Annotated in this window: 11 protein-coding genes; 3 read left to right on the top strand and 8 right to left on the bottom strand. The window is 31.9% G+C overall.

Features of this window, described 5'->3' with window-relative positions; translation table 11 throughout:
- Positions 1 to 18: 18 nt before the first annotated feature.
- The 6 genes from HNP35_RS16220 to ychF all read right to left on the bottom strand — a co-directional run bounded on the left by HNP35_RS16220 (position 19) and on the right by ychF (position 5389).
- Complete coding sequence (locus HNP35_RS16220; RefSeq protein ID WP_184164393.1) at positions 19 to 999, bottom strand: transglutaminase domain-containing protein; 981 nt, start codon at positions 997 to 999, stop codon at positions 19 to 21.
- On the bottom strand, positions 1000 to 1524 hold the full coding sequence (locus HNP35_RS16215) for an NADPH-dependent FMN reductase (protein ID WP_184164390.1): 525 nt from the start codon (positions 1522 to 1524) through the stop codon (positions 1000 to 1002).
- Positions 1521 to 2480, bottom strand: coding sequence for a YihY/virulence factor BrkB family protein (locus HNP35_RS16210; protein ID WP_184164387.1), 960 nt, complete (start codon positions 2478 to 2480; stop codon positions 1521 to 1523). Before HNP35_RS16210 ends, HNP35_RS16215 begins: the two co-directional genes overlap by 4 nt.
- A 105-nt stretch (positions 2481 to 2585) precedes the next feature.
- Complete coding sequence (locus HNP35_RS16205) at positions 2586 to 3263, bottom strand: hypothetical protein (RefSeq protein WP_184164384.1); 678 nt, start codon at positions 3261 to 3263, stop codon at positions 2586 to 2588.
- Positions 3264 to 3269: 6 nt separating this feature from the next.
- Positions 3270 to 3947 (bottom strand): TIGR02117 family protein, encoded by a 678-nt coding sequence (locus tag HNP35_RS16200; protein ID WP_184164382.1) that lies wholly within the window; start codon positions 3945 to 3947, stop codon positions 3270 to 3272.
- 347 nt (positions 3948 to 4294) lie between these two features.
- Positions 4295 to 5389 carry a redox-regulated ATPase YchF gene (gene ychF, locus HNP35_RS16195; RefSeq protein ID WP_184164379.1) on the bottom strand — a complete coding sequence of 365 codons (1095 nt, stop codon included), beginning with the start codon at positions 5387 to 5389 and terminating at the stop codon, positions 4295 to 4297.
- Positions 5390 to 5684: 295 nt separating this feature from the next.
- On the opposite strand from ychF, the gene HNP35_RS16190 reads away from it, so the two are divergent.
- Entirely contained in the window at positions 5685 to 8390 is a 2706-nt protein-coding gene (locus HNP35_RS16190; RefSeq protein WP_184164376.1) for a TonB-dependent receptor, read from the top strand.
- Between the two features lie 178 nt (positions 8391 to 8568).
- A complete protein-coding gene (locus HNP35_RS16185) occupies positions 8569 to 9765 on the top strand; it encodes a M57 family metalloprotease (RefSeq protein ID WP_184164373.1) in 1197 nt (398 codons plus the stop codon).
- A gap of 61 nt (positions 9766 to 9826) precedes the next feature.
- Here HNP35_RS16185 and HNP35_RS16180 read toward each other — a convergent pair whose 3' ends face one another.
- Both HNP35_RS16180 and HNP35_RS16175 read right to left on the bottom strand, forming a co-directional pair.
- Entirely contained in the window at positions 9827 to 10990 is a 1164-nt protein-coding gene (locus HNP35_RS16180; protein ID WP_184164371.1) for a hypothetical protein, read from the bottom strand.
- A 168-nt stretch (positions 10991 to 11158) separates the two neighbouring features.
- Positions 11159 to 11509 (bottom strand): 4Fe-4S dicluster domain-containing protein, encoded by a 351-nt coding sequence (locus HNP35_RS16175; protein WP_184164368.1) that lies wholly within the window; start codon positions 11507 to 11509, stop codon positions 11159 to 11161.
- Positions 11510 to 11691: 182 nt separating this feature from the next.
- On the opposite strand from HNP35_RS16175, the gene HNP35_RS16170 reads away from it, so the two are divergent.
- Entirely contained in the window at positions 11692 to 12759 is a 1068-nt protein-coding gene (locus HNP35_RS16170; protein WP_184164365.1) for an acyl-CoA reductase, read from the top strand.
- The last annotated feature ends 47 nt before the right edge of the window (positions 12760 to 12806 follow it).

Here is a 12806-nt window from a genome sequence, read left to right as displayed (position 1 = left end):
TTTTAGGCTGAAAAAATCTTATTTCGAAACAATTTTAAACGAAACAATACTGTTTGTATCTATAAATATAGTGACATAATCACCAATATTATTATCTATAAGAATTTGAAATTCTAAACCTCCACGTTTTTCTTTTGGATTTAGCACTTTTACAGCTTGGTTCTTTTTATTTAAATAAAAAACCTGATTGGATTTGGAAACATTTTTAATTTCGACTGTGATTTTGTCTCCGTTTTTAGCTTGAATTATACCAGAATCAGGAGTTTTGATTCTGTAATCCTTTTCAATTGTCGTATTGTAAATTAAAGGACCATTTAAAAAGTCTTCTTTACTTAAACGGCTTCCTAAAAAAGTTCCAGAGTCTGGAAAATGTTTGGCAAAGAAATAATCGGGATCAGTATCAAAATAAACTGGATTGTAATCATTTACCATTCTTCCTTTACTGCTGTCATAATAGCCTTGTCCCCAAGTTACATCAATTAGACGCCATTTTTTATCAATTAAAACTATATTCCATGCATGATTGGATGAAGTAGTTTTGCGCCCAATATCTCTTAAGGAAACTTTAGAATCGCCACGAATTATTTCACATTTCAATCCGACCAACTCAGCTAAATATTGATACAAAGCCGTAAAACCTTCACAAACCCCTTTTTGAGTTTTAAAAGTTTTCTGAATTAAATTATCATTTATCTGTTTTAATTTCCTTTGTTTTTCAGCTTCAGAAGAATAACTAAACCCTTGCGCTTTTGGCGAATTCAAATATACATTGTAATCGTATTTTACATTAAAAGCAATCCAGCTGTAAATCGCACGGGCGCGTTCGGCATCCGAATCAAAATCTTTTTCGATTCTTTCAGCCAGTTTTTCAGTTGAATTAAAGCTTTTAGGATATTTAGCTACAATCTTGTCAACTTCGCTAATCTTTTGGGAGAAAGCAAAATTGAAAAAAACAATATGTAGTAAAAAGAATAAAAATGAAATCTTTTTTTGTGGCATTTAAAAATTTGATTTGATAATATCTTTAAGTTCTTTATCTAACTCAGGGTTAGATATTTTATTATCTTGTAAATCAAAATTCGAGCCAAATGCTGGTAATGAGAAACTTCCTTTAATTTCTGCACCATAACGCGGAAAAAGATTTTGAGCAATTCCTAAAACAGATGCACCTCCTCTTCCACCTGGTGAAGTTGCTAAAAGAAGCATTGGTTTATGCTGAAAAACATCTTTTTCAATTCGAGAACTCCAATCGAAAACATTTTTGAAAGCTACAGAATAATTCCCATTATTTTCTGCCATTGAAACAACCAAAACATCTGCCTCTTTAAGTTTATTTAGAAATGCTTTTGCTACTTCATGCTGTCCAATTTCTTTTTCTAAATCAACACTAAATACTGGCATTGCAAAATCATTTAGATCCAAAACCTCTACATCTGCATTTTCGAAAAGACTAGACGCATAAGTTGCTAAATGTTTATTGATAGACTGCTTGCTGTTACTTCCTCCAAAGGCTACTATTTTCATGGTTTTTCGTTTAATAATTTTTCTTCAATTGGTTCTTTTCTTGGTGTATCAATTTCGTAAATCTCTTTTGCAATTTCTACTGAATATTCGTTAGGATATATTTTTCCTCCATAAGATTTTGCATAGACCTTCGTAAATTCTGCTCCAAAATACAGAATTATTGCCGAATAATAAACCCAAACCAAAATAATAATTACCGAACCTGCCGCACCGTAAACTGATGCAACTGTCGAACTTCCTAAATAAAAACCAATTGCAAATTTACCAATCATAAAAAGGATTGCAGTAACTCCAGATCCTATAAAAGCATCTTTCCATCTTATTTTTCCATCTGGCAATGTTCTAAAAATAATGGCAAAAAGAGTACTAATACTCGCCAACACAATGATAATATTGATTACATAAAACAAATAAACAGTACTTTCTGGAAAATAAACTTTTAAACGTGTACTCAGTAAATCTAAAGTTGTACTAATAAATAAACTGACTAACATTAAAAAACCAACCGAAGCAATCATAGAAAATGACATCAAACGGTTTTGAATGAATTTCTTAATTCCTTTATCCGGTTTTGCTCGTAATCCCCAAATAAAATTGATTGAACTTTGTATTTCAGCAAAAACTCCTGATGCCCCAATTAACAGCATTACAACTCCAAATACGGTTGCAAAAACATTATCTCCAGACAATTGCACATTTTTAATAGCTTCTTGAATTTGACCAGCTGCGCCGTTACCAACTAAACCATTTATTTGTCCGTACAATTCTCCTGTTACTGCTTCTTCTCCAAAAAAGACTCCACAAATCGTAATGATAATAATTAATAAAGGTGGCAACGCAAATATGGTATAATATGCTAATGCCGCACTAAGTTTAATGGCGTTATCATCGTTAAATTCTAAAAAAGTATTTTTTAAAAGAAACCATGTTTTGGAAAGTATACTTTTGATTTTCATTTGCTGATTTTTTGATATTCTCTCAAATTTACGCAATAATGAAAACGTATGAATTCTCTCTTTTTAATGATATTTTATATTTTTTCCATCTTATATACTATTAATCTATTCAGAAACTTTAGTATAGAGGCGATCTTTACCCAGATTTTTAATCTTCAAAATGTTTTTAAATTCCTTTCTCGTTGGTTTTATCAAATAAGAAAGCGAGTCTAACATTTGTCCTTTTGTTTGGGTAACAGAATCTAATCGTTTTAGGTCTTCTTGCAGAAAAATATGTTTGAATTTAAGGATATTTTTTTCTAACGAAATTACTTCCATTTCCCAAAAAACAGAATCTCGAGTACTCAAAACCAGCTGTCCACTAATACGTTTTAATTTTTGATTATATGATAATCTATATAATGTGTCTGTGATTGTTTGAGATAATTCTATTGAATCACCTATTTTAAGCACATCGTATTTATCCTTTGTATCTTTTGTAATTAGCTTTCCATCAACAAGATCATATTCAGATTTTTGAGAATCCAGTTCTTTTCTGTGAACCTTTAATTTAAAATAATATTCTTTAAGGATTCTATCATCAGTAATTCTTAAAAAATTAGAATCGGCTGTCTTGTATAGTCCTTGAAATTTAGGAGGAAAACTATTTAACTCAGAATCATTAATTGGTTGGGGATTCTCAAAATAAAAAGTATAACTATTTAAAGGAGTGGCTTCCGCATCGGCTTTTTTGCAAGAACTAACTACAGCTATTACAACAAATATTATAAACCTTTTTTTCATAGCTCTTTATTTATAATGACAAAAAATCCCTTTATCATAAACCGTCCACAAGCTAGCTTTTTGATTCGCAGCTTTTAAAGCGCTATTTGCCCAAGTATTACAAGTATAAAAAAGGCTGTAACTTCCCTTTGCTTCATAAAAAGCATCTTTTCTTCCATAGCTGTGGCCTTCAATCCATTCTGGATGAACAGGATTACGAAAACTATTTGAAATATAATTGACTAATTTTTTATAGTTTTCTTTTGAAATTAAAATGCGTTTGCAATCCTCACCTTCTCTCAATTGCTTGAAAAACGTCGTATGCATGGCAGAAGAACTAATTCCGAAAGCGGCTTTAAAAGCTGTACTTGCTTTCAAATCTGCCCATTCTGGCGTTTCTAAATAAAAACCTTTGTCGCCCCAACCAAAAGCGATATAATTCATTAAGGAATCTTTAGATTGGGTTTGATTGAATTGAATTTCGTTTCGCCAATCTTTAATTTCGTTTTTGATTGGAACGACAATATCGGTATGAACGCCGTTTGAAAGAATGTAAATTGGAATTGCATTTTGCTCTTCAACTTGAGCAACATCTGAATTGACTGTGATTTTTGAAATTATTAAAACGGCAGTAACATATAAAGCAATAAAACTAAAGATTCCGAACAGTGTCCAGCCTAGAAATTTGAAAGTTCTTTTTAGCATTTTGATTGGTTGATTTTAGATTAGTAATTGGTTATTTTTTCTGTAACCAAATTTTGAGCCAAAAATTATAACACTAAAAATAGTACACAAATTTTACCGATTCGCTTTCGTGAAAGCTCAGATTTACATCATTCTTTTTTTATCCCAATTGTCATCCTGAGCGAAGTCGAAGGACACGCTAGAAGCTCCGCAAAGAAAGTCGACAATCTTTGCGTGGGCTTCGACTTCGCTCAGCCTGACAACACTAAGTCTTAAGTTTTTAAACATAAAAAAAACTGCTGAATCTCTCCAGCAGTTTAGTCTTTATTCTTTCTTCTAAAATCTTATTCTTCTCTCAGAAAAAAAAATTAAACGTTGAAACGGAAGTGCATTACATCACCATCTTTTACAACATATTCTTTTCCTTCAACTCTGAATTTTCCAGCTTCTTTTGCTTTTGCTTCAGAACCGTATTGAACGTAATCATCATATGAAATTACCTCAGCACGGATAAATCCTTTTTCGAAATCAGTATGGATAACTCCAGCTGCTTGTGGTGCAGTTGCTCCAATATTGATTGTCCAAGCACGAACTTCTTTTACACCAGCTGTAAAGTAAGTTTGTTGCTTTAATAATTTGTAAGCCGCACGAATTAAAACCGATGCTCCTGGCTCTTCTAATCCCATGTCTTCTAAGAAAACCTGACGCTCTTCGTAGCTTTCTAATTCTGTAATATCAGCTTCTGCTCCTACTGAAAGTACAATAACTTCAGCATCTTCATCTTTCACTAATTCACGAACTTGATCTACATATTTATTTCCGCTTACTGCAGAACTTTCGTCAACGTTGCAAACGTACAAAACTGGTTTTGCCGTAATTAATTGGAAACTTTCCAATAAAACTTCTTCGTCTTGATTTTGAGGAACAATTGTTCTTGCAGATTTTGCCTGCAAAAGAGCTTCTCTAATTCTGTTTAATAAAGCTTCTTCAGCTTGAGCTTCTTTATTTCCAGTTTTTGCAGCACGTTTTACTTTTTCTAAGCGTTTTTCGATTGTTTCTAAATCTTTTAACTGCAATTCGATATCAATTGTTTCTTTATCGCGAATTGGATTTACGTTTCCGTCAACGTGAACAATATTATCATTATCAAAACAGCGCAAAACGTGAATAATAGCATTACACTCTCTAATGTTTCCTAAAAACTGGTTTCCAAGACCTTCACCTTTACTTGCTCCTTTTACTAAACCCGCAATATCAACGATATCTACAGTTGCCATTTGAACGCGCTCTGGTTTTACCAATTCTTCCAATTTATTAATTCTTGGATCTGGAACGTTTACAACACCAATATTTGGTTCGATTGTACAAAAAGGAAAGTTTGCACTTTGCGCTTTTGCATTAGATAAACAATTAAATAATGTTGATTTTCCAACATTTGGTAATCCTACAATTCCTGCTTTCATCTGTTTGTTTCTATATTATTTTATTCGGCCTTTATTATTTAGACCTAAAACACTAAATGCTGTAATTTAATGTATTATGATTTATCTGTTTTTTCGATTTCTGCCAAAATACTATTTTTTGGCTTTAAAATTTTGCAAATATAAGATTTAATAGCTCTTGCACGAAGCAAAAATGTTCAATAATATAATTTTAAAGCTGTTCTGGAAAATTTTTAAACATTTCCTTAAGTTTTTGTTAAAAAACATTACTTTTATAAAACTAATCAATAAAAAACAAACCAAAAAACCAATTACCATGAAAAAGATTGCATTATTACTATTTCTGCTGAGTTCAGCATTTATTTTTGCCCAGAAAGAGGTCTCGGGTTTTGTAAAAGACAAAACTGGAGCGCCGCTTCCAGGTGTTAATATTGTCGAAAAAGGAACATCAAACGGAGTTTCTACTGATTTTGAGGGGAGTTACAGAATAAAAGTAAAAGATGGTGCAACGTTAATTTTTAGCTATGTCGGATTTTCTTCTGTAGAAAAAATCGTTTCTGGAGATAAAATTGATGTGGTTTTAGATGAAAGTGATGGTCAGGTTTTAAATGATGTTGTTGTCGTTGGTTCTAGAAATTCAAAAAGAACAGTTGTAAATTCTGCTGTACCAATTGATGTAATCAACGTAAAAGATGTTACAACTCAAAGTGGAAAAATTGAAATCAACCAATTATTGCAATATGTTGCTCCTTCTTTTAATGCTAATAAACAATCTGGTTCAGACGGAGCCGATCACGTTGACCCTGCTTCTTTAAGAGGTATGGGACCAGACCAAACTTTGGTTTTGATTAACGGCAAAAGAAGACACCAATCTTCATTAATCAATTTATTTGGTACTCGCGGACGCGGAAATACTGGAACCGATTTAAATGCTATTCCTGCAGCTTCTATTAAAAGAATTGAAATCCTTCGTGATGGTGCTGCAGCCCAATATGGTTCTGATGCTATTGCTGGAGTCATCAATATTGTAACAAATGATAGTGTAGATGAATTTACAGGATCTGTCACTTATGGAGCATTTAACACAAATGCAAAAGGAGATTTTCCTGAAGGCACAGCTAATACAAAAGGTTACAGATTGGATCAACATGGTTATGGTAACTCATTTGGAAAAGACCAAGATTTTGATGGTGGCTCTGTAAAAATTGCGGCCAATTATGGAACTAAAATTGGAACCAAAGGTGGATATGTAAATGTTACTGGAGAATTTTTAAACAAAAACAAAACTTTAAGACCTGGTTTTGATTTTAGAAAAGGATTTGGGGAAGCAGAAATCCAAGGTGTGAATTTATTTGCCAATCTTGCTATTCCTATTTCAGAAAAAACACAATTTTATGCTTTTGGAGGAAGTAATTTCAGAGATACTGATGCTTACGCCTTTACCAGAAATGACGGCGAAAGAGTTGTAGAAGCGATATATCCAGGCGGGTTTACACCAAGAATTACATCAAAAATTAATGATAATTCAATTGCTGCCGGAATTAGAACAGAAACTTCAGGAGGATGGAAATGGGATTTTAGCAATACTTTAGGTAAAAATAAATTTCATTATAATATCAAAGGGACTTTAAATGCTTCGCTTGAAGAAAATTCTCCAACAGAATTTGATGCTGGAGGTCACAGCTTACTTCAAAACACAACTAATTTAGATGTTTCTAAAAATTATGGAGATATCCTTGGCGGACTAAACATTGCATTTGGAACTGAATTTAGAGTAGAACAATTTGAAATTTTTGCTGGAGAAGTAGGTTCTTATGCAACTTACGACACTAATGGCGTGCCAATTACTGATCCAACAACACAAAGCGCGCCAATTGATCCAATTTCTGGCGAGCCAAGACCTGGAGGATCACAAGGTTTTCCTGGATACAGCCCTGCAAACGAAGTAAATAAAAGCCGTACCAACTTCTCTTTATATACCGACGCAGAATTAGATGTTACAGAAACATGGATGGTAAGCGGTGCTGTTCGTTATGAAAATTACAATGACTTCGGAAGTACTTTGAATGGTAAGTTTGCTTCGAGACTTAAATTAACAGACAAAATTAATTTAAGAGGTTCTGTAAGTACAGGGTTTCGCGCACCTTCTTTAGCACAGATTTATTATAATTTACGTTTTACAAACTTCAGTTCTGGCGGTGCAACAGAAGTTTTGCTTGCTTCAAATGATAGTCCAGTGACAAGAGCTTTTGGAATTAATAAATTAAATGAAGAAAAAGCTGTAAATGCTTCTCTTGGTTTTACCGCTTCTCTTGGAGATTTTACAGCAACCGTAGACGGTTATTTAATTAATGTAAAAGACAGAATTGTGTTAACTGGTTATTTTGACGCGACTGCTTTAGGAATGAATGTAGACAAAGCACAGTTTTTCGTAAATGGAGTAGACACAAAAACAACAGGACTTGACATCGTTTTGGCTTGGAAAAAAACTTTTGACAGCAATAGATTTGAAGCAACTCTTGTTGGAAACATTAATCATATGAAAATTGATAAAATAAAAAATGGCGATTTAGATGAAAAAACATTCTTTGGAGAACGCGACAGAGCTTTTTTATTAGCTTCTGCTCCAGCGAATAAATTTGGCTTAAATCTAAATTATGCTAGAAAATGGTTTGACGCTGGATTATCTTTCACAAGATTTAGCGAAGTCAAATTATTAGATTATCAAATGAGTGATTTAACTCCTGAAGATTTTAGAACTTCTCCATCACAAACAGATGCAGAATTATATGCAATTCAGAAACAAGCTGCTACAGACACTTACGGCGCTAAAATTGTAACTGATTTAACTTTAGGCTTCAAGCTTTCTAAATCAACCAAAATAACTCTTGGTGCCAATAACTTATTAAACATCTATCCTGATCAGCAAGATGACTGGGTTGAAGCTGGTGGTTATTGGGATGCCGTACAAATGGGATTCAACGGCGCATATTACTACGCAAGACTTGGATTTAATTTCTAAAAATATTGGGCTTCTCCGAAGTTTCGGGATATCTCAGCCTGACAAAAAAAACAAAAAAACCTGAACTTAATCGTTCAGGTTTTTTTATATCAATTAGGTAAATAAGTAAACTTTTTTTTACATACAATAAAAAATTAATATCTTTATTAAGAATAACCTTAAATAAAAAAACAAATTTATGAAAAATTTTACACGATTATTTAAATTCATTCTCGTTTTTAGCGCTCTGACATTTATTCAATGTAGCGACGAAGAGAAAACAAAAAGTAACTCAACGGCAGCTTCAGTTACAGACCCAAATGAAGTTGCAACTTTAAGCAACTTTATCTCTAAATCATTAAACATAGAACTTAGTAAAATCTCTTTTCAAAAAGCAAAGAATAATTTTGTTATTGACGGAGACGCTTTTATATCATTAAAAGATGCCCGCGAACATTATACAAACTCAAATTCAAACAACACTGGAAAAACCGCACAAAGAAAATCGCCATTTACAATGACACCTGGCTATTCCTCTACAATTCAAATTTATGTTTCTCCAGATGTGCCAAACGATTGGAAAACTGCAATAAATCAAGCTATTATTAACTGGAACAATATAAATTCTAATATCACAGTAAGTTCAGTAAATTCACCTACTCCCACTAGTATAAATATTCAAATTTACTTTGATTCTGCCACTAGTGTAATAGCTTTTGCAAATTTCCCCGATGCGAACGGTAATTCAGGGAACAGTATAACTATCAATACTTACTATAATTCTTTATCGGCAACACAAAAAACATTCGCAATTACACATGAGATGGGACACAATTTTGGCTTTACCCATACCGACAATTCAACTTCATCTGAATTAATTCCATGCACTCCAACATCTGATCCTAATTCTGTAATGAATGCTGTAGTTAGTAATTGGATCAATTTTAGTCCTTATGATAATATTGCCATAAGTACATTATATCCACTTGGTCTTAATACAAAAAAACTATATAGATATACCAAAGGAATCAGTAATCTATATACAACAGATCCTTGTGAAAAAGGTAGCGGAGATGGCCAATTTAATTTTAATGGAGATATTTGCTATTTATATTCCAGCGCACTCCCAGGCACTGTGCCTTTATATCGAATCTACAAAACTAATATAAGTGATTATAATTATTATACAAGTACATCTCCATCATCAAACAGAATTGAAGGATATTTGTACCCAACACAGCAACCTGGAACAACTCCACTTTATAGTTATGAAACTATGGACGCAAAATTATGGCGTCAATATAGAGAAATAGCATATCATCAGGAATTTTCAATAATCAATAGAGATGCCGTCGGTCTTAATAAAAAAATATTGGGATATGTGATAGTTAAGTAATTTAGAACCAAAAAAAATCCTGAACGTAATCGTTCAGGATTTTTTTTCTATTTATATTTAATTACAATTTAAATTCTAAAGAGGCAATAATGGCTTTTTCTTCATCTGTAGCGGTAAAACCAGAAATATCCCAATAATTGGTCAAAATTTTGTTCTTTTTATTGAAAAGTGATTTTTCTTTAAAAACATCGCTTTCCTTATAAGTAAAATTCTGCTTATTGAAACCTGTTGTCACAAAACTATTTCTAACCTGAATATTTTTCGACTTTTCCTTTTCTATAACTGTATACCCAATTTCCTCATTAGAGTTTAAAATGTAATAATCATCTCCGTCTAATCGGTAATTTACATTTACAAAGGATTTCGTAATATTTTTATCTCCTACGTTCGTTTTCTCCTCTATTTTATCCAAACTAGCTGGAGTTACCGAAATCGTATATTCTAAAATAATCTTTTTTATAGGATCGTAAATAATTTCAAAATTGTCGATTGCTTCTTTCGATTTATCCAAAGGAACAACAGACATTACATAATAATCTTTATTTTTTGAATGTCCTTTGGTAGTAAAATCATATTCCTTTTTGGATTTTGGATTTAATAAAGGCTCTAAATATTTAAAATTTGAATAATTTTCCATTATATCATTCAAATTATATCCTTTTAAATCAGCACTTACATCAGCTTCCAATAATCCGTAGGATCTATTTTGCTCAACCAATAAAGTGGTCGCTTTATTATTTTTATCAAACTGAAAATTTACCAATCCATCATTATAATAGGTATACTGATTGTCGAGCATAAAAAATTCTCTAACATATACTTTCTGTCTATGAGAAACACTAATTTTCTTTCTAGAATTGTTTACCAATTTCTGCAGTATTTTTTCTGGAGATTCTTTAGATAATACTACTTCATCTAATTTGTTTTTTTTACTCTTTAAATAAATAACAAATTTTTGTTCTCCATTTAAAGAAGTCCAGCGTACAGTCAAATCTTCATAATCAGTTTCAGAAACCTGAACATTAGATCCTCCAGTTAGCATAAAAGTAACTTTTCCATCTTCATTGCTTAATAAAATCTGTTGGGTTTTCATTATTTTAACCGTAGCATTTTGTATTGGCTCCAAAGTTTCTATATCCTTAACAATAATAGAATACTCCTCACTTTGTGCCAAAACACTTACATAGCTAAATAAAACCACAAATAGAAGTAGCAATTTCTTCATAAGCATTGTTATTTTTTTAACTAAAGTATTATTTTTTTAACAATAAAGCAATAGTCAAAAAACAAAACATTCGTTATCAACAAATTAACCTTTGTAAATACCTGATATCAGGGTAAAAAAAAATCCTGAGCTTTTGACTCAGGATTATATTTAAAATATCAGAAATACTTACTCTCCGTGTAGGAAAGATTGTCTTTCTAATAAAGTTTCTTCATCTTCAACGTGATTATCGTCTGGCACACAACAGTCAACCGGACAAACAGCAGCACATTGAGGTTCATCATGGAAACCTTTACATTCTGTACATTTTCCTGGTACAATATAATAGATCTCATCAGAAATTGGAGTTTGCGCATCATCTGCATCCACTTCAGTTCCGTCAGGTAAAACTATTGTTCCAGAAAGACTTGTTCCGTCTTTATATCTCCAATCATCCGCTCCTTCATATATTGCTGTATTTGGGCACTCTGGTTCGCAAGCCCCACAATTGATACATTCGTCAGTTATAATAATTGCCATCGTTTTTTAGTCTTAAAGTTTAAAAATCATAAAGTCTAAAGCCATAAAGTTTGAAAGTATTAAAGTAAAAGTTTTTAAAGTCTTTTCAACTTTGGACTTTCGACTTTGGACTTTTGTCTTTCGACTTAATTATGCTTATTTTTGTGCAAAATTACAATCAAAACAATTCATAAGCAAACATTATGACATTAGAAACAAAAAAAAGTGTTTTTGTTGAATTAGGAAAATTTTTAAGTCAATTTTCAGAAGGAGCTTCTGCAAGAAAATCTGACGTCTTATATAATGATATCTTTTTTGATGATTTCGAAAATCTGATACATTTATCGCAATCACATAATGGATGGTATACGCCCGAACAGGTTTATTTTTCGATACAATCTTGGGCAGAAGCTTTAACAGAAGAGAACATTAACAAATGGCTTTCTGTTTATACAATTGATGAAAATAACGATAATTCTAAAACAGTTGCTTTAATTTTAGCTGGAAATATTCCTTTAGTAGGTTTTCATGATTTTCTGTCTGTTTTAATAACGGGTTACAAAGCTTTAATCAAAACGTCTTCAAATGATCAGCATTTATTGCCATTTTTGGCCAAATATTTAATTGCTGTTGATGAAAACTTTAAAGATAAAATCACTTTCGTTGATGGAAAACTAGAAAATTTTGACGCAGTAATTGCAACAGGAAGCAATAATACAGCTCGCTATTTTGAATATTACTTTAAAGACAAACCTTCAATTATTCGCAAAAACAGAAATTCTACTGCAGTTTTGACAGGAATAGAAACTACTCAAGAATTAGAAAATTTAGGTGAAGATATTTTCAGATATTTTGGTTTAGGATGCCGAAATGTTTCTAAACTTTATGTTCCTAAAGACTATTCTTTTGATGCTTTTTTTCAAGCTATGTTTAAATATCAAGACGTTATTCATTATGAAAAATATGCCAACAATTATGATTACAATAAGGCCGTATTTTTAATGAGTAATTTTAAGTTGCTTGACAACGGTTTTTTAACCATAAAAGAAGATTCAAGCTACGCCTCTCCTATTTCGAGCGTTTTTTATGAATACTACGAAAACCTTGAAGAACTTAAAGAACGACTAAAAAACGATTCAGAACAAATTCAGTGTATTGTAAGCAGTAATTTGACACCAAATAGCATTGCATTCGGAGAAACTCAAAAACCGCAATTGTGGGATTACGCAGATAATGTCGATACTATAACGTTTTTGTTAACAACAAAGTAATAAATTGTTTAATTATTTCGAATATTTTAACGCTTTTTCGGCTCTTA

The organism is Flavobacterium notoginsengisoli (genome assembly GCF_014207905.1).
Taxonomy (GTDB): Bacteria; Bacteroidota; Bacteroidia; order Flavobacteriales; family Flavobacteriaceae; genus Flavobacterium; species Flavobacterium notoginsengisoli_A.
This window is presented reverse-complemented; position numbering and strand designations above follow the sequence as displayed.